We start from the raw sequence: 20892 nt of genomic DNA, 5'->3' as shown, positions 1-20892 counted from the left end.
TTTCTCGCGTAACAGACTGCGCCCGCGGCGATGGCCTGCGGGCTTTGGCGTTTCCGTTCCGGCTAGAGCTTCGGGAAACTCGATCCCAGGCTGCCTTCCGGTACATCGGCCGGCCCCGAAGGCGTCTGACCCGGCGCGGTGACGCGATCAGTAGAGTAGGTTTCGATGCGGATCGACACCCGGCGGTTCTTCGCCCGCCCTTCTTCGGTCGCGTTGTCGGCCAATGGCCGCTGGTCGGCCAGACCGGCTGCGGTCAGCCGGGTCGACAGGATGCCCTCGTCGGCGAATACCCGCGTCACGGCGCCCGCACGAACCGCCGACAGTTCCCAGTTGGAACCCAGCCTGCCGCCGGCCGGGACATTGTCGGTGTGCCCTTCGATCACCAGCGGGAAATCGGTGTAGAGCAGAACGCGCGCGATCGCGCCGATGATGTCCTGCGCAGCCGGCTCGAGCACGCTTTCGCCCGGGCCGAACAGGAACTTCGCGTCGAGATCCACCGTAATGCCCAATGCGCCCTGGGTGACGCTGGCCAGCCCTTCACGGGTCAGTGCAGACAACGCCTGCTGGATGTCCTTCGCCGCCTTGTCCGCCCGCTCGCGCCGCTCCTGCGCTTTCTGCGCCGCGCGATGGGCACGCAGTTCATCGATCTCGACCTGCATGCGGGCACTCTGGTCGGTCGCCGGCAATTCGATCAGCCGCACGCCCTCGCGCGCCGCGAAGGCGCTGTTCAGCGACTGACTCAGCGTGCGGTATTTGCCGTCATTGACCTGCGAAATTGCGTACATCACGACGAAGAACGCAAACAGCAGGGTCACCAGATCGGCATACGAAATGAGCCAGCGGTCGTGGTTCTCGTCCGAATCCGGCACATAGCGACGCTTGCGCACAGTCCGCCGGCCCACTCAACCGGGTACCGGCGCAATGTAGCCGAGCAATCGGCTTTCGATGATGCGCGGGTTGTCGCCGTTGGCGATGCCGGCCAGACCGTCGACGAACATTTCGCGCAGGCTGATCAGCTGGGTGACATGCATCTGCAGCTTGCGCCCGATCGGCAGGAAGATCAGGTTCGCACTCCCCACACCGTAGATCGTCGCCACGAAGGCGGTGGCGATACCGGCGCCGAGCCGCGCAGGATCTCCCAGGTTCTCCATCACGTGAATCAGGCCCAGCACCGCGCCCAGAATGCCTATCGTCGGTGCGTAGCCAGCAGCGGCGTCCCATACGCGGGCAGCCTGGCGCAGCGTGGTTTCGTAGGTCGTGATCTCGACCTCCATGACCTCGCGCAGGCGTTCCGAATCGGCGCCATCGACCAGCAACTGCACGCCCTTGCGGAAAAACGGATCAGGTTCGCTGCCGATGTGCTTTTCCAGCACCAGGATGCCTTCGCGTCGCGAAAGCGTGGCCCAGCCGACCAGTTTGCGGATCATGTCGTCGGGTACCGCTGCCGGTGCAGAAAACGCCCAGCCGCCCATGCGCATGCCACGCATGAAAATGGGAAAGCGGGTCTGCAGCATGGTCGCGCCCAGCGTTCCCCCGAGAACGATGACCAGCGCGGCCGGCTGGAACAGCGATGACAGGCTGCCCCCTTCGAGCACCTGGCCCGCCATGATGGCGGCGATGCCCAGAGCCAGACCGACGATGCTGAGACGATCGACACGCATGGGATATCGGGCCGGCGCGCTCAGGTACGCGCCGAGATGCGGCTGCGCAGGCGCGCGATGGCCTGACTGTGCAACTGGCAAACTCGCGATTCCGAAACTCCGAGGATTTCTCCGATCTCGCGCAGGTTCAGGTCTTCTTCGTAGTACAGGCCCATGACGGTCTTTTCGCGATCCGGCAGGTCGCCGATGGCGCGCACCAGAACATCGCGCATGTTCTTGTCGAGCAGCCGGGCGAGCGGATCGAGATCTTCGGTGCCGACGCTGTGACGATCCAGATAATCGTCGTCGTCACCGTTGGTGAAATCTTCGAAGTAGACGAGCTGGTAGCCACGCGCTTCCTGCAGCATCTTCTGGTACTCGCCCAGCGGCATGCCGAGCGATTCGGCCAGTTCGCCTTCGGTCGGCTGACGGCCCTTGGCCTGCTCCAGCGTGGTGATGGCGGTTTCGATGCGGCGCATGTCGCGCCGCAGGCTGCGCGGCAGCCAGTCGTTCTCGCGCAGGCCGTCGAGCATGGCACCGCGGATGCGCTGTACGGCATACGTTTCGAACTGCGCGCCCAGCCCTTCTTCATAGCGGTTCATCGCATCAAGCAGCCCGAGCATGCCGTTCTGGATGATGTCTTCGACCTGCACGCTGGCCGGCAACTTGGCCATCAGGTGGTAGGCGATGCGCTTGACCAGCGGCGCATAGTGCTTGGCGAGCTGGTCGCGGTCCAGTGTTCCGGATGCGGTATACATAGGTTGTCCTCTGCTTCGGCCGGCTGCGCGATCAGGCTACGCGTGCCGAAAGCCCATCTGGCAGTCCGGCCGGATCGCCTGACTGGGTGTCGTTGTGCGGCATCAACATACCGGGTTTTTCCGTCTCGCGGGTCACGAAGAGCTTTTCGGCAAGATCGCGTCCGATCTTGAGGGCATCGTCACCCGCCACCACAAAATTCGGCCGTTGATAGCCGGCTGGCAGGCAACCCAGCCAGTGCAGCGCGCTGCCGAGGTGTTCGCTCACCACGCCATTCAGGCTGGCGAACGCCTGGCGGGCGTCCGACACCGAGCGCGCGCGGCTGACACCGACATGAACCGGGCGCACCGCCCCGGCCGACAGCGGCGCATTGCCGGTCAGATGACGTTTGATCAGCGCGTACGCAGCGGTGACGCTGACACCGGAGGCTGCCGTCACCACCGCCAGACGATCGGCGCGACGGGCCAGCGCCGACAGTTGCGATTCTTCGAGCGCGCAGTCGATGATCAGCAACTCGGTTTCGCGCGTCAGCTCGATCAGTGCTTCATCCAGCGCCTCGAGTTGCAGGCGGTTCAGCTGCCGCGAGTTCTGCGCAAGACGTGCCGCGGGCACCACCGATACGCCGTGCTGCGACAGCAGCGGTACCGACGCCAGCGGGCAATCGCGGTTGATCGCCTGCAACAGGTCGAGTCGGGAAGTCAGCCCCAGCCGCGCAGTCGCCGAACCCACTCCCTGATGTTCGTCGATGACGGTGACGCGCAGGCCGCTGCGTGCGGCTTCGATGGCGGCGCCAAGCGCCACCGAGGTTGCACCGACGCCCGCCATGGCGCCTACCACGCTGATACGCTGGGTCGGGTAGCGGCGGAACATGGCGCGCAGACCAGCGGCCTGGTCCTTCATCGGATCAGCCACGGCTCACCTCGCTGCGTGCGGCGCGACGCGACGATGCCATGACCAGTCCGGCGTCCTGCGCCGAAAGGTGCTGCGGCGAATCCTCACCGGCCGCGCGCAGTGCGCGATGAAGCAGATAGGCGCGATTGGGCAGGTGCAGGTCTTCCGGCACGCGCTGGCCGTTGGCGACATAGAAGAGCGGCAGCTGGTGGCGCATCAGCACGTCGAGCACCGGCCCGAGCGTGACCGACTCATCGACCTTGCTGATGATGGCGCCCGCCAGGTCTGCCCCGCCATTCGGCGCCGAATAGGCGCGCACCACGTCGTCGAGCGCATCCGCTCGGGCCACCGCGTTGAGCAGCAGCAAGCGGCGTACGTCACCGCTGGATGACAGCATGGCAATCTGTTCGGTCACCGCCTGGTCGCGCTGGCTCATGCCGACGGTGTCGATCAGCACCATGTGCTTGTCGCGCAGTTCGACCAGCATGCGGCGCAGGTCGGACGCATCGCGCACCGCATGTACCGGCACACCAAGGATGCGGCCGTAGATGCGGAGCTGTTCGTGCGCGCCGATCCGGTAGCCGTCGGTGGTCAGCAGCGCCACCTTGTCGGCACCGTGCCGCACCACGCAACGCGCGGCCAGCTTGGCGGTGGTCGTGGTTTTGCCGACACCGGTCGGGCCGACCAGTGCATACACACCGCCGCGGTCGATGATGTCGGCGTCGGAATTGAGCGTGATCAGATCGCGACCGATCAGTGTACGCAGCTCGTTGCGCGCGGCGGCCAGAGAGTCGGAGGCGCCCAGCTGGTCGAGCAGGCGGTAGGTGGTGGTCGCGCTAAAGCCGGACTCCAGCATTTCGCCGGCGAGCGTCGCGTTCAGCGGCGAGGTCCGCGACATTTCTCCCCAGGCGAAGCCAGCCAGCTGCTGCTCGAGCATGCGGCGGATGCTGCCCAGTTCGGCGCGCAGAGCGCCGTCGATTTCGGGCGCCCGATCCGCTGCCTGCACGGTGGCGCGTTGCGGCGCCGGAACGGCTTCGGCGGCCGGACGACGCTGCGCGACCTCGGCGTGGGCACCGAGCTGGCCCGGATCTGACGCCATAGCGTCGGGTCGCATCTGTTCCATGCGGGTGTTGGCGGCCGGAATGTCGCGGCCATAGGCCATGTCACGCAGCTCGCTCGGCGTGGCCGGACGGGGCTTGTACGGCTGCCAGGGCTTCGGTGCGCGCACCTCGGTGCTCGCGGCAGCCACCCGGGCCGCCCTTGGCGCGGCGCTGCGTGCAGCGACGCTGCTCGAGAGCGTGAGCTGGAAGTCCTCGTCATCGGCTTGCGGCGCCACGGCGACCGGTTCCGCCTTCTGCGCCGGCTTTCTGGCCGTCGCCGTCATCGCGTCGAGTGCGTTGGCCGGCAGCGCAAGGATTTCCACCCCGCCTTCGACCGGTCGGTTGGACAGCACGATGGCGTCCGGACCGAGCTCTTCCTTGATGCGACGAAGTGCGTCGCGCGCACTGGCTGCGAGATATTTGCGAGGCGTCATGATTTGACTCCGATGACAGAGGTCACCTTGATGGTGCGTGTTTCAGGAACTTCGGAATTGGCAACAACTTTCAGACTCGGTACGGCGCGGCGCAGGAAGCGCGACAGCAGCCAGCGCAGTGGCGCCGGTACCAGCAGCACGGCGGGCAGACCCATTTCTTCCTGCTGTTGGGCGCTGCGCGCAACTTCGTGCATCAGCGTGTCGGCCAGACCCGGTTCGATGACCGAGCCGTCGCCGCCGGCGCCCAGCGCCTGACCAAGCAGGCGTTCGAGGCCCGGGTCGAGCACCATGACCTGCACGTCGGCGTTCCCCGGGAACAGCTGCTGCACGATGGCGCGGCCCAGCGCCACGCGGACGCGGGAGGTCAGTTCCAGCGTGTCCTGCGTGCGCGCCGCATAGTCGGCCAGCGTTTCGATGATGGAACGCATGTCGCGGATGGCCACGCCCTCTTCCAGCAGGCTCTGCAGCACACGCTGCACGGTGCCGAGCGGCAGCGCCTTGGGCACCAGGTCCTCTATCAGTCGCGGTTGATCCTTGCCGACGTGGTCGAGCAGCGCCTGCACTTCCTGCCGGCCAAGCAGTTCTGCGGCGTGGCTCAGGATGAGGTGATTCAGGTGTGTGGCCACCACGGTGGCGGCATCGACGACGGTGTAACCCAGCGCATGCGCCTGTTCACGCAAACCTTGTTCGATCCACACCGCAGGCAGGCCGAACGCCGGATCCTTCGCTTCGCGGCCAGGCAGCGCACCGGCCACCCGGCCCGGATTGATCGCCATCAGGCTGCCCGGATAGGCCTCGCCGCTGCCGACATCGACGCCCTTGAGCGTGATGCGATAGCCGTTGGGCTTGAGTTCGAGGTTGTCGCGGATGTGCACCGGCGCGGTCAGGAAGCCGATTTCGGCGGCGAACTTCTTGCGCAGGCCACGGATGCGCTTCAGCAGTTCGCCGTCCTGACCGCGATCGACCAGCGGGATCAGGCGGTAACCGACTTCGAGGCCCAGCGTATCGACCGGCACCACGTCGCTCCATGCCGCTTCCTGCGACTCAGGCATCACCACATTGGCGCCCTCGGCCGCCTGTGCTGCGGCCGCCTTCTCGGCGACTTCTTTTGCCTTCGGCGCCGCCTGGGCATTCACACCGCGCCATGCCAGATAGCCCAGCACCGACGCGAGCAACAGGAACACGAAGTTCGGCATGCCCGGGATCATGCCCATCAGGCCGAGGATGCCGGCAGAAATGGCCAGTACGCGAGGGTCGCCGAACAACTGGCCGATGACCTGGCCGCCGACGTCCTGGCCGCTGCCGACGCGCGACACCACCAGACCTGCGGCGATCGAAATGATCAGCGCCGGTATCTGCGCCACCAGACCGTCGCCGATGGTCAGCAGCACGTAGGCCTTGGCGGCTTCGCCGGCGCTCATGTCATGCTCCATGACACCGATCAGCAGGCCGCCAATGACATTGATCAACAGGATCATGATGCCCGCGACCGCGTCGCCACGGACGAACTTCGACGCGCCGTCCATCGAGCCGTAGAAATCCGCCTCGTCGGCGATTTCCTTGCGACGGCGACGCGCATCTTCTTCGCCGATCAGGCCGGCATTGAGGTCGGCGTCAATCGCCATCTGCTTGCCGGGCATCGCGTCCAGCGTGAAACGCGCGCCGACTTCGGCGATTCGCCCGGCACCCTTGGTCACCACCACGAAATTGATGACGGTCAGGATGATGAACACGACGATGCCGACCGCGTAATTGCCGCCGACCAGGAAGTGGCCGAACGCTTCGATCACCTTGCCTGCAGCATCCGGTCCGGTGTGGCCTTCGAGCAGAACGACGCGGGTGGAGGCGACATTGAGCGACAGTCGCAGCAGCGTGGTCACCAGCAGGACCGTCGGGAAGACCGAAAAATCGAGTGCGCGTGTCGTGTAGAGCGCCACCAGCATCACCATCACTGACAGCGCGATGTTGAAGGTGAAGAACACGTCCAGCACGAAGGTGGGCAGCGGCAGCACCATCATCGACAGGATGAGGATGATCAGTATCGGCGCAGCCAGTTGCTGGATGTTTGGGGTGCCGATTGCCTGCCGGAGCGAGAGGGAGGAAGCCATGGCAGTATTTCAGCGCACCGGGGCTCTACCGAACCCCGGAAAGAAGCGGGGTTTTCCCCGGCTATTGGCGCGACTGAAACGCCATGTCCTGACCGGAGCCCTGCACTTGCGCGCGCGGGCGGCGGATTCGCCCCGGAAATGGATCCTTACAAACAGGGGTCGCTTTCATTTGCTCGGGCATGCGTTACTGGCGTTCATGCGTTGCACCTACAGGAGAACACGATGAAGACACAGGCCCGCATTGCTTCCGCCCGCTCGCTGCACCCGGCGCTGTGGGTGGCTGCGCTTTCGATCACCGCCTTCAGTGCGGTCGGCATCGCGTCGATGACCGGGATGCTCGAACGCTCGCCCGCGCCGGCACCGGCTCCGGTGGTCGCCGCAGCCAGCATCGATTCACTGGCTGCGACGGCGGTAACACCGGTTGCCCCGATCGCGGAAGCGCCTGTTGTTACGCTGGCACCGGCCAGGCCGGTGGCTGCGGACAGGCCGGTCGTGAAGGCTGCTCTGCCGAAAAAGGCCGAGCCGACGCAGTATGCCGACGCGCGTCCCGTGCGCGTGGCAGACCGGACCTACGATCCAGGCATCGATATCACGGCAGCGCCGCCGCGTGACATCGAACAACCGATCGACGCGTCGCGCGCGGATTCATACCGTATTGAGAACGATTACCGGACAGCCCCCGCTTCGCTGTGTATAGACTGCGGTATCGTCGAGTCGATTCGCGAAGTGCAGGCAGCCGCCGATCCGAGCGGACTGGGCGCTGCGGCCGGTGGTGTGGTGGGCGGCCTGCTCGGCAACAACGTCGGCAAGGGCAGCGGCCGCACGGTGGCCACGATCATCGGTATCGCGGGCGGCGCCTACGCCGGCCATCAGATCGAAAAGACACAGCGCAAGACGACCCGGCATGAAGTCGGGGTGCGCATGAACAACGGTGACTATCGCACGGTCACGCTGGACACCGCACCGAGCTGGCACGTCGGCGACAAGGTGAAGCTGCAGAACGGCAACCTTGTCCAGGCCGACTAGCCGGTCGTTTCAGGATTCCTCTTCCTCTCTCTCCGTGAGGATGTTTTCAGGGCACCTCAGGGGTGCCCTTTTTTTGTTTGCCGTTCGCGCGTCAGCGTGTGCGCTCAAGGCGCACCACTTCTTCATCACCCGTATTCAGCGACACCTTGCCTTCAAGCGTTCGCGCATCGGCTGACATTCGCACATGCAGATTGCCACCAGCCACTTCGAAGCTGCCGTCGCCACTGATCAGCATCAGCGCCATGTCGAGCTCATCGCCAAAACGCTCGCCGCGCGCGGTGTAGCGAACGTGCGACAGCTGCGTGCCGTCGGTCGCCAGCGATGCGATGTAGGTTGCCCACTCCGGCCGACTGTCGATGCGTACCGGCTCGGATCGCAATTCGACCGCATCGCCACGCTGGCGCAGGTGCGCCGGGGTGCGCTGTCCGTCGGCGGAAACAAGAAGCCAGTCGCCATCCAGCGTAGTCGGCGCAGCGGGCGCAGATGCCGGTGGGTCGACGGGTGGATAGGCGGAACGCAGCAGCACGCCAGCACCCGCAACGGCTGCGAGCGCAATGCCGGAACTCAGGATCAGGCGACGTTTCCCCGCGGTGCTGGCGACCCGCTGTTCTGCAGAACGCGGCACGCCAAGTCGTTCGATGTCAGCGACGATGCGCGGCAGATCAAGGGCCGACCAGTCGTCGGTACGCAGAGCCAATGCGTGCCAGTCGGTAACGGTGCGCAAGGGCTCTGGCAGGCTGTCGGCTGTCGGCATCGGCGTGCCATCGACGCGCAGCGGCATCAGGGTCGCGCCGGTAGCGATCGCAGAAAGGATCTCGCCTCGTACCGGGTCGTCCGCATCCTCGATTCTCAGGTGACCATCGTCGTGACGCGCGCCAAAGAAGGCTGGCGTGATCAGCAGCAACACGACTGGCCGCTTGCCGATGGCGTTGTCGATCGCCTCACGCCAGCTGCCGCCACCCCTCAGGTCATGCCGGTCGAGAAAGACCTGCCCGGCACCGAAAGCGTCGCCCAGGTCGTCAGCCAGCCGGCTGGCGTCCTTGGTGCCGTCGGCACTGCGGTAGCTGATGAATATCCGGTTCATGCGGGGGGCCGGGGCGGAGAGCTTACACATCGCCGAGTGTATGCCCGGAACAGCAGGCGCAACAGTCGGACATCAGGCTGGCATGCCCTGGATCAATGAGCACTGAAACGTGCGAGGAAGCTTCCGCAAGCGCCGCACGGCTGAGATCTTGAGCCGCCTCACAGCGCGTGCAGTATGGTCGGACCTGAAGCGGCTGCACATTCCGCGTCCGGATGGCCGCGACCCTGCACCGGGTACAACGTGTGGTGAAAGCGTGCGTCGCGTTACTGCAGGAATTGATGCTGCGCAGACCTGACGCGACATGAAGTGCGCGGTGCGGGCCCGGGCTACCGAGCCGACAGACGACGAAATGACAGGCTCGGGCAGCGCGGACTCAGCACACGCGTACCAGACGGGCCAGCACGCGCTCTCGACCAAACGCTTCCAGCACCGCATCGATCGACGGCGTCTGCGGCTGGCCGATCAGCGCCACGCGCAGCGGGATCGCCACCTGCGGCATCTTCATGCCGCACTCGGCGCAGGTTTCCTTGATCGCGGACGACAGCGCCGCCTTATCCCACGGCGCACTTTCAAGACGTGCAGCCAGCTTGCGCAGCGCGTCGCGCGCCGGATCCGTGAGGTGCTGCGCCAGCATGTCGGGCGACACGTGAAGGTCGATGTAGAAGGCTTCGAGCGCATCGGTCAGTTCGACCAGGGTGGCGGCGCGGTCCTTGTAAAGCGCGATCAACGGCTCGAGCTGCGGTCCGGCCTCCGGATCGACACCACGACGCGCCAGGCGGCTCGCCACATCGGCCGCCAGCCGGGCATTGTCGGACAGCTTCAGATAGTGCGCATTCAGCCAGCGCAGCTTTTCGGTATTGAACTGCGCCGCCGACGGCGTGATGTGATCGAGATCGAACCAGCCGACAAACTGTTCGCGCGAAAAGATTTCGTCATCACCATGGCTCCAGCCCAGCCGCGCCAGGTAGTTGATGACCGCTTCGGGCAGATAGCCGTCTTCGTCGTACTGCATCACGCTGACCGCACCGTGCCGTTTTGACAGTTTCTGGCCATCGTCGCCAAGGATCATCGACAGGTGGGCGTACTGCGGCACGGTAGCGCCCAGAGCGCGCAGGATGTTGATCTGGCGCGGTGTGTTATTGACATGATCGTCGCCGCGGATGACGTGGGTGATGCCCATGTCCCAGTCGTCGACGCAGACGCAGAAGTTGTAGGTGGGCGTGCCGTCGGCGCGCGCGATGATCAGGTCGTCCAGCTCATCATTGGCGATCGCTATGCGGCCCTTGACCTGATCGTCCCAAGCCACCACGCCGGTGACCGGATTGCAGAAGCGGATCACCGGCTCGACGCCTGCAGGCGGCTCAGGCAACGTGCGGCCGGGCCCCGGGCGCCAGCGGCCGTCGTAGCGAGGCTTTTCGTTGCTGGCTCGCTGCTGTTCGCGCAGCGCGTCGAGTTCTTCCTGCGTGGTGTAGCAGCGGTAGGCATGACCCTGCTCCAGCAGTTGCGCAATGACTGCCTTGTAGCGGTCCATGCGCTGCATCTGGAAGAACGGACCCTCGTCATGCCCGAGATCGAGCCAGTTCATGCCGTCGATGATCGCCTGTACTGCCTCGGGTGTGGAACGCGCCACATCGGTATCTTCGATGCGCAGCACGAACTGGCCACCGTGATGACGGGCGTACGCCCAGGAAAACAGCGCCGTGCGCGCGCCGCCGATGTGGAGATAACCGGTCGGACTCGGCGCAAATCGCGTGCGGACAACTTGAGTCATGGCAATGCCTGCGAAAGATGAGCGCGCGATTGTACCGCCAGCACCCCAGCCATTTGACGGCACTTCGCTTAACCGATAGTATTCGCGCCCTGTCACGAATGCAGGGCAGTTAGCTCAGCGGTAGAGCACCGCCTTCACACGGCGGGGGTCACTGGTTCGATCCCAGTACTGCCCACCAGTCTTGAAAGCCCGAACCGTGGTTCGGGCTTTTTTTTGCCTTACCGATGTACGGTGGGTCAGGACTTGGGCGGAATACGCAACTTCTGTCCGGGGTAGATCTTGTCCGGATGCGACAACATCGGACGGTTGGCTTCGAAGATCAGGGGGTACTTGTTGGCATCGCCGTAGTAGGTCTTGGCGATCTTCGACAGGTTATCGCCCGACTTCACGTCGTGATACTGCGCTTCGGGTTCGAGATTGAGCACATTGAGCTGGTCCTGCACCGAAGAGACACCGGCCACGTTGCCGGCCGACAGCACGATGCGTTCGCGGGTCGCCTGATCCGCGCAGGTACCGGACACCGTGCACGTCGAGGTACTGCCGTCAAACGAAACGTTAAGCGCGGTGGCGGACAAGCCCATCTTTTCGATGTACGTCTTGATGGCGTCACCTGCGGCACGGTCGAGCTTTGCCCGGTTCTCCGCTGTAGGCGCTGCCTTGACCTGCTCGGTTGCAGCCTTCGCCTCACCGGAGCCAAAAAGCTTTTCACCCGCATCTTTCAGGAAATTCAGCAATCCCATGTCGTGCCTCCTGTGTTGAAGCGACAATGTTGTCGTGGATTCATGATAGCCGACCCCGGAAGCGAGGCTGTCGAAACCGCTCGCATAGGTCTGATGCACGGTCGGCACATACAGGTTTGACGCGTGACGAGTACTTATATACATTCAAGCTTGTTTGTAAAAAGATTGCCTCATATGGTTCGACGCACCAAAGAAGAAGCTGAAGCAACGAGGCTGCAGTTGCTTGATGCTGCAGAACGCTGCTTTCGCGAAAAGGGGGTCGCCGGCACCACGCTGGACGACATCGCGAAAAGTGCGGGCCACACGCGCGGCGCCGTGTATTGGCACTTCGAAAACAAGGCAGACATTTTCGAGGCTGTGTGCGAACGCGTTACAACGCCGATGCAGGCCATGCTGGGCGACCTAGCGGCCGACCCGGGCACTGATCCGCTCGGTTTTCTGCGCAATGACGCTATCCGTGTGCTGCGCATGCTGACTGACTGCGAGCGCGTTCAGGCAGTGTTTGAAATCAAGTTCTGCAAGCTCGATGGCGGACCTGACTTCGACCGCCTGCGCACCCGCGAACTCGAAACTCACAGCCGCTGCCTCGATATGCTTGAAGTCGTCTTCGGCGCTGCGGTACGCATCGGGCAGTTGCCCCTGCACCTCCCGCCACGCGAGACTGCGGAGGCGATGCATGCCTTCATCGGCGGTCTGATGCGCAGCTGGATTGAACGGCGCGACTTCGACCTGCAGAAGTCCGCGCCCTGGCTGGTCGATACCTTTCTGATCGGTCTGCGCAACGCGCCCGTGCCGGATCCGGCAAGCTGACTCCGCCCCAATGAAATGAAGCGCCGTGGCTACTGCTGTTTCGCCGCTTCGAGCACCTTGATGTTGATGGTGACCGGATAACGCTGACGCAGCGAACCCAGATAGGCGGCAAAGTCATCCTGCGAAACGGTCTGGTCAAGTTGGGCCTTGATCGCCTCGATGCGCTGCGGGTCCAGTGCTTCCTTTGGCTGCTTGACCGCGCTGATGCGGAACACCGCATAGCCTCCGTTACCCATAGGGAATCCAAGATACGCAGGCAGCGCGTCGGCGGGCGCATTGAATATGGCACGCACCATCTCCGCAGCCGGTCCCTGCGCCTGAGCGCGCGACACGTCCTGCGGCGGCGACCAGTTCAATGGCGCATTTTCTCCCGCCTTCAATTTGGCGATGGCGGCCTCGCCACGCTCGCGCGCCATCTTTTCTCCAGCCGCAAGACCAAGCTGCTTTTCGATTTCCGCCTGTACGCTCTCGAACGGTTTCACGGAAGCAGGCAACTGTTCGATGACACGTGCCGATACCAATGTATTGGAAGCGGTTTCGATCGCCTGCGTGTTGCGGCGGTTCTTCACCGCGTCTTCCGAAAAAATCGCATCGCGCAGCTTTTCATTATCGAACGGCGCGGGCATCAGGAAGCCCTTCGGAATCAACGGGCTGGTTTTGACCTGAAGGCCGAGCTTCTCAGCGGCCGGTGCCAGTGAATCGGCCTGCTCATACACGGTGTTGCTGAATACTTCGGCCAGTTCGGCAAATTTACGGCGCGCCGACTGCTTCTTCAGTTCGTCGGCAATTTCCGCCCGCGCCTCGTCCAGCGTCTTGCCCTGCCCGCCGCGGACCTCAGTGAGCTGGATGATGTGCACACCGAAATCAGACTCGATGACACCGCTGATCTGGCCCGGCTTGAGCGCGAACACGGCATCTTCGAACGGCTTGACCATCGTTCCGCGTCCGAAATAACCCAGATCGCCGCCAGCGTCCTTCGAGCCGGGATCCTGCGAGTTCTCCTTTGCCAGTTCGGTGAACTTTGATGGATCAGCACGCAGAGTCTTGAGCAGCGCTTCGGCCTTGGTACGGACCGCGGCACGCTCATCCGGGCTGGCCGATGCATCGATCGTCAGCAAGATGTGGCGGGCCTTTCGTTCTTCACCCTGCATGTAGCGCGACTGATCCGCTTCGTAAGTCTTCCGGATGTCCTCTTCGCTCACCTCCATGGTCACAGCAAGCGCCGCTTCGCTCAGCGTCAGGTATTCCACCTTGACCTGCTCGGGCACCTCGAACTGCTTCAGGTTGTCGTCGTAGTACTTGCGCACCTGCTCTGGCGCAATGGAAATCTGTTCGATGAATTCGAACGGCGTAATGACCGCCTCGCTGACCTCGCGCTGCTCCTGCTGCATTTGCGCCCAGCGTTTCGCGAGCGATGCCGGAACAAACGAACTGCCGGCTATCCCGGCGTAAAGCTGGCGGATCAGCAGATCCTGACGGATGCGGGCCAGCAATCCGTCCCGGCTGTAACCCTGCGACTGCGCAACCTGGTCAAAACGTGCCTCGGAAAACTTGCCATCAACCTGAAAACCGGGGATCGCTGCGATGATCTGGCTCATGCGCGCATCGGGTACGGTCAGGTTTGTGCGCTGCGCTTCCTGGATCAGCAAGCGCTGGCTCACCAGGCCGTCCAGCGCCTGGCTGCGCACCTCGGAACGTTCCATGATCTTCGGGTCGAACTCCTCACCCATCATTTCGCGCAACCGGTCCTGCTGGTCACGCAAAGCGGCGGTGAATTCTTCCTGCGCAATCTTCGCACTGCCGACGACAGCGGCATCTTCACGCTGCACATCGCTATTTACGTAGGATTCGACGCCGAAAAACGCGAACGGCAGGATCATCAGCAACAGGACACCCTGGACCACGCGCTTGTTGTTGCGAACCGCATCAAACATAAAAACCTTTCGCGGGGCCTGCGTGCTGCAGGCGCGAAAAATGAAAAAGGCGAACCCAGGTTCGCCCGCTGTCAGTTTTGGCGGAGTGGACGGGACTCGAACCCGCGACCCCCGGCGTGACAGGCCGGTATTCTAACCAACTGAACTACCACTCCGTTCTGGTGGGTGCTGACGGGCTCGAACCGCCGACATTCGCCTTGTAAGGGCGACGCTCTACCAACTGAGCTAAGCACCCGCCGATTCCTGCGCGAGCTTTGGGCACTGCGAAAAACAGCCCGCGATGATACCTCACAAGAGGCCAGTCGCGGGCTGTGGTGACTCGGATGTCAGTGTGTAATGACGGCAGCGGCAGCGACCGCAGCATCTTCGACCTTGGCAATCGTCGCAGCCGGATCGGCTTCCGGCAATGCATCCGGCTTGCGCTCCAGCGCGCGTTCGAGCACCTCGTCGATCCACCTGACCGATACGATCTCGATCGAGTTCTTCAGCGTATCGGGCATGTCCGCAAGATCCTTGACATTCTCATGTGGAATCAATGCAGTACGGATACCACCGCGGACAGCAGCGAGCAGCTTTTCCTTCAGGCCACCAATGCCGAGCACTTCACCACGCAGTGTGATTTCACCCGTCATGGCCACATCGGCCCGCACGGGAATCCCGCTGAGAGCGGACACCAGCGCGGTCGTGATGGCGATGCCCGCGGACGGTCCGTCCTTGGGCGTCGCACCTTCAGGGAAGTGCACGTGAAGATCGACCTTTTCGAATACTTCGTCCTTGATGCCCAAACGACGAGCGCGAGAGCGGACGACGGAGCGCGCAGTCTCTACCGATTCCTTCATCACGTCACCAAGCGAACCCGTGCGCTGCACGACGCCCTTGCCCGGCATCGTCGCGACCTCAATCGTAAGCAGTTCACCGCCGACTTCGGTCCACGCCAGACCGGTCACCTGACCAACCTGATTGTCCTTTTCCGCTATGCCGAAGGTATAACGACGGACGCCGAGGAACTTGTCCAGGTTCTTTGCGTTGATGATGATCTTCGACGAGCGCTTCTTCAGCACCAAGCCTTTGACCACCTTGCGGCAGATCTTAGAAACTTCACGCTCGAGTGCGCGCACACCGGCTTCCCGCGTGTAGTAGCGGACGATGTCGCGCAGTGCATCTTCAGTGATCGAAATCTCTTCCTTCTTCAGGCCATTGTTCTTGATCTGCTTCGGAACCAGATAGCGTTGGCTGATATTGACCTTTTCATCCTCCGTGTAGCCCGAAAGGCGGATCACCTCCATCCGATCGAGCAGTGGCGCAGGAATGTTCAGCGTGTTGGCAGTGGCGACAAACATCACGTCGGAAAGGTCGTACTCAACCTCGACGTAATGGTCGACAAACGTCGAGTTTTGTTCCGGATCAAGCACTTCCAGCAAGGCTGATGACGGATCACCCCGAAAATCCTGGCCCATCTTGTCGACTTCATCGAGCAGGAAAAGAGGATTCTTGACGGCCACCTTCGTCATGTTCTGCAGGATCTTGCCCGGCATCGACCCTATGTAGGTCCGGCGGTGTCCACGGATTTCCGCCTCGTCCCGAACGCCACCGAGCGCCATACGAACGAACTTGCGGTTAGTCGCCTTGGCAATCGACTGACCGAGCGAAGTCTTGCCTACGCCCGGGGGGCCAACCAGGCACAGGATGGGCGCCTTGAGTTTGTCGACGCGCTGCTGCACAGCCAGATACTCGAGAATACGCTCCTTGACCTTCTCCAAGCCGTAGTGATCCCGATCAAGTACCTTCTCCGCCTCAGCGAGGTCCTTGAAAATACGTGACTTCTTGCGCCAGGGGAGGCCCACAAGCGTTTCTATGAAGTTTCGCACGACGGTCGCCTCGGCTGACATCGGCGACATCAGCTTCAACTTCTTCAGCTCGGACTGCGCCTTGGCGATGGCTTCCTTTGTCATGCCGGCTGCCTTGATCTTCTTCTCGATTTCTTCGAGATCGGCTCCGTCCTCGCCTTCGCCCAGCTCTTTCTGGATAGCCTTGACCTGTTCGTTCAAGTAGTACTCGCGCTGGCTCTTCTCCATTTGCCGCTTCACGCGCCCACGGATGCGCTTCTCGACCTGCAGGATGTCAAGTTCAGTTTCCAGCTGCGACAGCAAACGTTCGATTCGCTCCGCGGTACCGAACAGCTCCAGAATGTCTTGCTTCTGTTCAAGCTTGAGCGGGAGATGTGCTGCGACCGTATCTGCCAGACGCCCCGCTTCTTCGATACTCGACAGCGACGTCAGGATTTCCGGCGGGATCTTCTTGTTCAACTTGACATACTGGTCGAACTGGCCGATCAGCGCACGGCGCATCGCCTCAATCTCATGTGAGGTCTGCTCAACGGCCGGCACTGTGGTGACGCTCGCCATGAACAACGTCTTGATATCGACGATGTCCTCGACCGTAGCCCGCTGAGTGCCTTCGACAAGCACCTTCACCGTGCCGTCGGGGAGCTTCAACATCTGCAGGATATTGGCAACGCAACCGATACGGTATAGATCGTCCGGACTCGGTTCATCCTTGGCGGCTGACTTCTGGGCGACGAGCAATATGCTCTTGCCGGATTCCATCGCCGACTCCAGAGCCTTGATCGACTTCGGACGACCCACAAAGAGCGGGATGACCATGTGGGGGAAAACGACAACGTCCCTCAACGGCAGGAGCGGAAGCTCCAGTTGTTCCGGGACGGTTTGAAGGCTGGACATTGATATTCCTTAACGCGACAGTGTCAGGCAGATTGGGGCGGCGATGCCCGAATCAAGCCACCTCGAGGGCGCACCCGCGTTACGCGACATCCGGTTCGCGGGCGTCAGTTCGATCCTGACACTTTGGGTTGATCTGCAAACAGCATGATGGGCTTGCTTTCGCCTTCGATCACACCTTCATCAATGACAACTTTGGTGACGTTATCTATCCCCGGCAGTTCGTACATGGTGTCAAGCAGCGCAGACTCAATGATACTTCGCAGCCCACGTGCACCAGTTTTTCGCTTCAGCGCCTTTCCAGCGATGGCCTGAAGCGCCGCAGGCCGGATCTCCAGTTCGACGCCTTCCATCTGGAAAAGCTTCTGATACTGCTTAATCAACGCGTTCTTGGGCTCGATCAGGATCTGGATTAGCGCCTCTTCATCGAGTTCCTGCAGCGTGGCCACAACCGGGAGACGACCGACGAACTCCGGAATCAGGCCGAACTTGATCAGATCCTCTGGCTCTACGTCGCGGAGCGCTTCACCTGAATTCCGGTTCTCACGACTCTTTACCTCGGCACCGAAACCGATACCGAACTGCTCCGTACGATTGCGGATAACCTTCTCGAGACCGTCGAAAGCGCCGCCGCAGATGAACAGGATGTTCGTCGTGTCGACCTGAACGAAGTCCTGGTTCGGGTGTTTGCGGCCGCCCTGCGGTGGCACGCTGGCAACCGTTCCTTCGATCAATTTCAGAAGCGCCTGTTGAACCCCTTCTCCCGACACATCGCGGGTGATCGAGGGGTTGTCGGACTTTCGGGAAATCTTGTCTATTTCATCAATGTAAACAATACCTTGCTGCGCTCTCTCGACTTCGTAGTCGCACTTCTGTAGCAGCTTCTGGATGATGTTCTCGACATCTTCACCGACATAGCCAGCTTCCGTAAGCGTCGTGGCATCTGCCATCACGAAAGGCACATTGAGCAGGCGGGCAAGCGTTTGTGCAAGTAGCGTCTTACCCGAACCCGTCGGCCCAACAAGCAGGATGTTGCTCTTAGACAGTTCGACTTCGTCCTTGCGCGACATGTGGCGCAGACGCTTGTAATGGTTGTACACCGCAACGGCGAGGATTCGCTTTGCCGGGGACTGACCAATCACATACTGGTCGAGTATTTCGCAAATCTCCTTCGGCGACGGCAAATCGCTACGCGCGCCTTTGCCCGACTGTTCGCTGCTGATCTCGTCACGGATGATGTCGTTGCACAAATCGATGCATTCATCACAGATAAACACCGATGGGCCTGCGATGAGCTTCTTGACTTCGTGCTGACTCTTTCCGCAGAAGGAGCAGTACAGGAGTTTTTCGGACCCCGATTTTTTTTCGGTCATGGCTTTACTCCAGACTTCAAAGTCACTGCACAGCGTGAAGGATCAGGTCGTGCCTTCGGCGCGGGTCGTCAGTACCTTGTCAATAATGCCGTAATCACGAGCCTGCTCGGCGGACAGGAAGTTGTCGCGATCGGTGTCACGCTCAATCGTTTCGATTGGCTGACCTGTGTGATGCGCCATGATCGCGTTCAACCTGGATCGCAAAGTCAAAATTTCACGGGCATGTATCTCGATGTCCGAAGCCTGCCCTTGGAAGCCACCCATCGGCTGGTGGATCATCACGCGCGAGTTCGGCAAACAGAAACGCTTGCCTTTTTCACCGGCCGACAGCAGGAACGCGCCCATGCTGGCGGCCTGTCCGATGCACAACGTCGATACCGCTGGCTTTATAAACTGCATTGTGTCGTAGATCGAAAGCCCAGCAGTGACCGAACCGCCGGGTGAATTGATGTAAAAGAAGATGTCCTTGTCCGGGTTTTCAGACTCGAGGAACAACAACTGCGCAACGATCACGTTCGCTGTCGAGTCATTTACCGGGCCAACCAGGAAAATTACTCGCTCGCGCAGCAGGCGCGAGTAGATGTCATACGCCCGTTCGCCACGTCCACTCTGCTCGATGACCATGGGCACGAGGCCCAAGCCTACGGTTTCCGACATCATTCGTTTCACTCCTTGTTGAAGCAGGTATGCCTGCTTCAAGTTTATCTGGTTACCGGCCTGTGCTCTGGGTCGCCTACAGATTGCTCAGCGATTCCCGTCAGTTCGACGCCATCAACTCGTCAAACTCGACCGCTTTCGGCGTTACCTTGACCTTTGCGAGCACCCAATCGACCACGTTATCCTCGACTACCATTGCTTCGACTTGGGCGAGGCGTTGCGTATCGCTGTAGTACCAGCGGACGACATCAGCCGGATCCTCGTAACTTTGCGCCTGTTCTTCAACAACAGCTCGTATCTGCTCTGGTTTTGCGTAGAGTTCGTGTTTCTTGACCGCTTCCGCAACGAGCAAGCCAAGACGTACTCTTCGTTCGGCCTGCGCGAGGAACCATGTCGGCTCGACAGGAATGTCCTTTACGTTCATTCCCCGCGAGGCGAGGTTTGACAGTGCTTCCTCGGCAAGTCGATGCGATTCCTGCTCACAGAGTGAAGTCGGAACATCAAAGGTATGCTTTTCGAGCAGCAGATTCATTACCTCATTTTTGACACGGGCATGGAGGCGCTTCTTGACTTCACGCTCCAGATTTGTACGAACGTCAGCCTTGAGCAACGAAACATCTCCGGAAGGAACACCGAGCGATATCGCAAACTCTTCGTCAATTGCTGGTAGCTGCGGGGCTTCGACGGCCTTGACAGTCACTTCGAACTGAACGGTCTTGCCAGCTAGATCTTTAGCTTGGTAGTCGTCGGGAAATGTGACTGGAAATGACTTCGATTCACCTTGCGTCATGCCTTCTAGGCTCGCTTCAAATTCCGGCAACAGCGATCCCGCACCGAGCACCAACGGGAAATCCTCCGCAACACCGCCATCAAATGGCACCCCCTCCAGGGTCCCACGAAAATCGATCGTCAGACGATCCTCCTTCGCCGCCGTTTTGTCGGCCGCGGAGTACGTGACGCGCTGTTTGCGTAGAACCTCGATAGTCTTTTCTACTTCACCATCGCCGACGGGAAGCACCGCCTGTTCTAGAGTTGCATCGGATAAGTCTGCGAGTTCGATGTCCGGATACACCTGGAACGTCGCACTGAACGCGACCTGCCCGGGCTCGGAAGACTCAAGCGGTTCAATCTTCGGATTACCGGCTACACGAAGCTTCTGCTCACGTACTACGTTGCCAAACTGCATCTGAACCGCTTCTGTGAAAGCTTCCGAGCGTGCTTGGGCGGCAAACTGTTGCTGCACCAGCTTCATCGGAACTTTTCCCGGACGGAACCCCGGCATCTTTATCGTACGTGCCATCTTGACGAGTCGGGCGGCGACATCTTTCTCGACGTCAGCGGCAACAACGGACATGTTGATCGTCCGCTCGAGGGAGTGTGTCGTAGAAGTGCTCTGGGCCATCAGCCAATATCCTTGAATCGATTAAAAAAAACAGGCAAACGATAGCCTGCATTGAAGCCTTGGATAGCCTTAAAGGATAGCACAGCCCCCCCTTGGTGTCCTGCGAAGCCAAGCACAACATGGGTTTAAGATGAATCGCCCCGTGTTTTCGAGACACCTTGTGGCCTCACAATCAAGGCATGACCGAGGTGTGTACGGAAGAGAAGACGGAGGGTCTTCGCTTCACCGAGGCATTCAAGGTAGAAGCGGTCAGGCAGGTCACCGAGCGTGACCATCCGGTCGCGGAGGTTGCTGTGCGCCTTGGTGTCAGCAAGTAGAGCCTGTAACTGCGTTGTACTGGTCGCCAAGGACCTCGGCGACATTTTCTGGCGTCACGAAGTCCTCGATTGACGTTACAACGCATGCTGGATTGATGATGGCGATGCGTT

General features: G+C 61.4%; 16 protein-coding genes, 3 tRNA genes and 1 pseudogene. 4 read left to right on the top strand and 16 right to left on the bottom strand.

Annotation, left to right across the window (positions count from 1 at the left end; genetic code table 11):
* Window positions 1-62 precede the first annotated feature (62 nt).
* Genes NMQ14_RS15785 through flhA form a run of 6 tightly spaced genes read right to left on the bottom strand, consistent with a single transcriptional unit; the run spans window position 63 to window position 6929 of the window.
* Window positions 63-902, bottom strand: coding sequence for a flagellar motor protein MotB (locus tag NMQ14_RS15785; RefSeq protein ID WP_257097635.1), 840 nt, complete (start codon window positions 900-902; stop codon window positions 63-65).
* Window positions 903-1661 carry a flagellar motor protein gene (locus NMQ14_RS15780; protein ID WP_257097633.1) on the bottom strand — a complete coding sequence of 253 codons (759 nt, stop codon included), beginning with the start codon at window positions 1659-1661 and terminating at the stop codon, window positions 903-905.
* A 20-nt stretch (window positions 1662-1681) separates the two neighbouring features.
* Window positions 1682-2398, bottom strand: coding sequence for an RNA polymerase sigma factor FliA (locus NMQ14_RS15775; RefSeq protein WP_069037965.1), 717 nt, complete (start codon window positions 2396-2398; stop codon window positions 1682-1684).
* 31 nt (window positions 2399-2429) lie between these two features.
* The gene (locus tag NMQ14_RS15770; RefSeq protein ID WP_257097632.1) at window positions 2430-3308 is read right to left on the bottom strand and encodes a hypothetical protein; all 879 of its coding nucleotides are present in this window, start codon (window positions 3306-3308) and stop codon (window positions 2430-2432) included.
* On the bottom strand, window positions 3301-4821 hold the full coding sequence (gene flhF, locus NMQ14_RS15765; protein WP_257097630.1) for a flagellar biosynthesis protein FlhF: 1521 nt from the start codon (window positions 4819-4821) through the stop codon (window positions 3301-3303). Before flhF ends, NMQ14_RS15770 begins: the two co-directional genes overlap by 8 nt.
* Window positions 4818-6929, bottom strand: a complete 2112-nt coding sequence (flhA, locus tag NMQ14_RS15760) for a flagellar biosynthesis protein FlhA (RefSeq protein ID WP_257097628.1) — start codon at window positions 6927-6929, stop codon at window positions 4818-4820. The genes flhF and flhA overlap by 4 nt, the downstream gene beginning before the upstream one ends.
* Before the next feature lie 222 nt (window positions 6930-7151).
* Here flhA and NMQ14_RS15755 point away from each other — a divergent pair, with 222 nt between their 5' ends.
* On the top strand, window positions 7152-7955 hold the full coding sequence (locus NMQ14_RS15755; RefSeq protein ID WP_257097627.1) for a glycine zipper 2TM domain-containing protein: 804 nt from the start codon (window positions 7152-7154) through the stop codon (window positions 7953-7955).
* 91 nt (window positions 7956-8046) lie between these two features.
* Here NMQ14_RS15755 and NMQ14_RS15750 read toward each other — a convergent pair whose 3' ends face one another.
* Window positions 8047-9039 carry a toll/interleukin-1 receptor domain-containing protein gene (locus NMQ14_RS15750; protein ID WP_257097626.1) on the bottom strand — a complete coding sequence of 331 codons (993 nt, stop codon included), beginning with the start codon at window positions 9037-9039 and terminating at the stop codon, window positions 8047-8049.
* Between the two features lie 373 nt (window positions 9040-9412).
* Window positions 9413-10810, bottom strand: coding sequence for a glutamate--tRNA ligase (gene gltX / locus NMQ14_RS15745; protein WP_257097625.1), 1398 nt, complete (start codon window positions 10808-10810; stop codon window positions 9413-9415).
* Between the two features lie 103 nt (window positions 10811-10913).
* Between gltX and NMQ14_RS15740 the strand changes: the two genes are divergently transcribed.
* A tRNA-Val gene (locus NMQ14_RS15740) sits at window positions 10914-10988 on the top strand.
* A gap of 58 nt (window positions 10989-11046) precedes the next feature.
* On the opposite strand, the gene lysM is transcribed toward NMQ14_RS15740, so the two are convergent.
* Entirely contained in the window at window positions 11047-11550 is a 504-nt protein-coding gene (lysM, locus tag NMQ14_RS15735) for a peptidoglycan-binding protein LysM (protein WP_257097624.1), read from the bottom strand.
* 219 nt (window positions 11551-11769) lie between these two features.
* Here lysM and NMQ14_RS15730 point away from each other — a divergent pair, with 219 nt between their 5' ends.
* On the top strand, window positions 11770-12360 hold the full coding sequence (locus tag NMQ14_RS15730) for a TetR family transcriptional regulator (RefSeq protein WP_306441284.1): 591 nt from the start codon (window positions 11770-11772) through the stop codon (window positions 12358-12360).
* Window positions 12361-12389: 29 nt separating this feature from the next.
* On the opposite strand, the gene NMQ14_RS15725 is transcribed toward NMQ14_RS15730, so the two are convergent.
* The 7 genes from NMQ14_RS15725 to tig all read right to left on the bottom strand — a co-directional run bounded on the left by NMQ14_RS15725 (window position 12390) and on the right by tig (window position 20464).
* Window positions 12390-14294, bottom strand: a complete 1905-nt coding sequence (locus tag NMQ14_RS15725; RefSeq protein WP_257097622.1) for a SurA N-terminal domain-containing protein — start codon at window positions 14292-14294, stop codon at window positions 12390-12392.
* A 78-nt stretch (window positions 14295-14372) separates the two neighbouring features.
* Window positions 14373-14449, bottom strand: a tRNA-Asp gene (locus NMQ14_RS15720).
* Window positions 14450-14453: 4 nt separating this feature from the next.
* Window positions 14454-14529, bottom strand: a tRNA-Val gene (locus NMQ14_RS15715).
* A gap of 91 nt (window positions 14530-14620) precedes the next feature.
* Window positions 14621-17035: an endopeptidase La gene (gene lon / locus NMQ14_RS15710; RefSeq protein ID WP_257097621.1), complete on the bottom strand. Its 2415-nt coding sequence runs from the start codon at window positions 17033-17035 to the stop codon at window positions 14621-14623.
* A 104-nt stretch (window positions 17036-17139) separates the two neighbouring features.
* A complete protein-coding gene (gene clpX / locus NMQ14_RS15705; protein WP_257097620.1) occupies window positions 17140-18405 on the bottom strand; it encodes an ATP-dependent Clp protease ATP-binding subunit ClpX in 1266 nt (421 codons plus the stop codon).
* 42 nt (window positions 18406-18447) lie between these two features.
* Window positions 18448-19065, bottom strand: coding sequence for an ATP-dependent Clp endopeptidase proteolytic subunit ClpP (gene clpP, locus NMQ14_RS15700; protein WP_069037977.1), 618 nt, complete (start codon window positions 19063-19065; stop codon window positions 18448-18450).
* A 97-nt stretch (window positions 19066-19162) separates the two neighbouring features.
* Entirely contained in the window at window positions 19163-20464 is a 1302-nt protein-coding gene (gene tig, locus NMQ14_RS15695; protein WP_257097619.1) for a trigger factor, read from the bottom strand.
* A gap of 179 nt (window positions 20465-20643) precedes the next feature.
* On the opposite strand from tig, the pseudogene NMQ14_RS15690 reads away from it, so the two are divergent.
* A pseudogene (locus NMQ14_RS15690) lies at window positions 20644-20775 on the top strand (transposase); the annotation flags it as partial.
* Window positions 20776-20892 lie beyond the last annotated feature (117 nt).

The sequence above is a fragment of the Methyloversatilis sp. XJ19-13 genome, from assembly GCF_024580155.1.
Lineage (GTDB): Bacteria > Pseudomonadota > Gammaproteobacteria > Burkholderiales > Rhodocyclaceae > Methyloversatilis.
This window is presented reverse-complemented; position numbering and strand designations above follow the sequence as displayed.

Bases quoted from the DNA above. Each gene is read 5' to 3' on its own strand.
- NMQ14_RS15780 (WP_257097633.1), bottom strand. From the start codon at position 1,661: ATGCGTGTCGATCGTCTCAGCATCGTCGGTCTGGCTCTGGGCATCGCC.
- NMQ14_RS15775 (WP_069037965.1), bottom strand. From the start codon at position 2,398: ATGTATACCGCATCCGGAACACTGGACCGCGACCAGCTCGCCAAGCAC.
- flhF (WP_257097630.1), bottom strand. From the start codon at position 4,821: ATGACGCCTCGCAAATATCTCGCAGCCAGTGCGCGCGACGCACTTCGT.
- flhA (WP_257097628.1), bottom strand. From the start codon at position 6,929: ATGGCTTCCTCCCTCTCGCTCCGGCAGGCAATCGGCACCCCAAACATC.
- NMQ14_RS15755 (WP_257097627.1), top strand. From the start codon at position 7,152: ATGAAGACACAGGCCCGCATTGCTTCCGCCCGCTCGCTGCACCCGGCG.
- NMQ14_RS15750 (WP_257097626.1), bottom strand. From the start codon at position 9,039: ATGAACCGGATATTCATCAGCTACCGCAGTGCCGACGGCACCAAGGAC.
- gltX (WP_257097625.1), bottom strand. From the start codon at position 10,810: ATGACTCAAGTTGTCCGCACGCGATTTGCGCCGAGTCCGACCGGTTAT.
- lysM (WP_257097624.1), bottom strand. From the start codon at position 11,550: ATGGGATTGCTGAATTTCCTGAAAGATGCGGGTGAAAAGCTTTTTGGC.
- NMQ14_RS15725 (WP_257097622.1), bottom strand. From the start codon at position 14,294: ATGTTTGATGCGGTTCGCAACAACAAGCGCGTGGTCCAGGGTGTCCTG.
- lon (WP_257097621.1), bottom strand. From the start codon at position 17,035: ATGTCCAGCCTTCAAACCGTCCCGGAACAACTGGAGCTTCCGCTCCTG.
- clpX (WP_257097620.1), bottom strand. From the start codon at position 18,405: ATGACCGAAAAAAAATCGGGGTCCGAAAAACTCCTGTACTGCTCCTTC.
- clpP (WP_069037977.1), bottom strand. From the start codon at position 19,065: ATGATGTCGGAAACCGTAGGCTTGGGCCTCGTGCCCATGGTCATCGAG.
- tig (WP_257097619.1), bottom strand. From the start codon at position 20,464: ATGGCCCAGAGCACTTCTACGACACACTCCCTCGAGCGGACGATCAAC.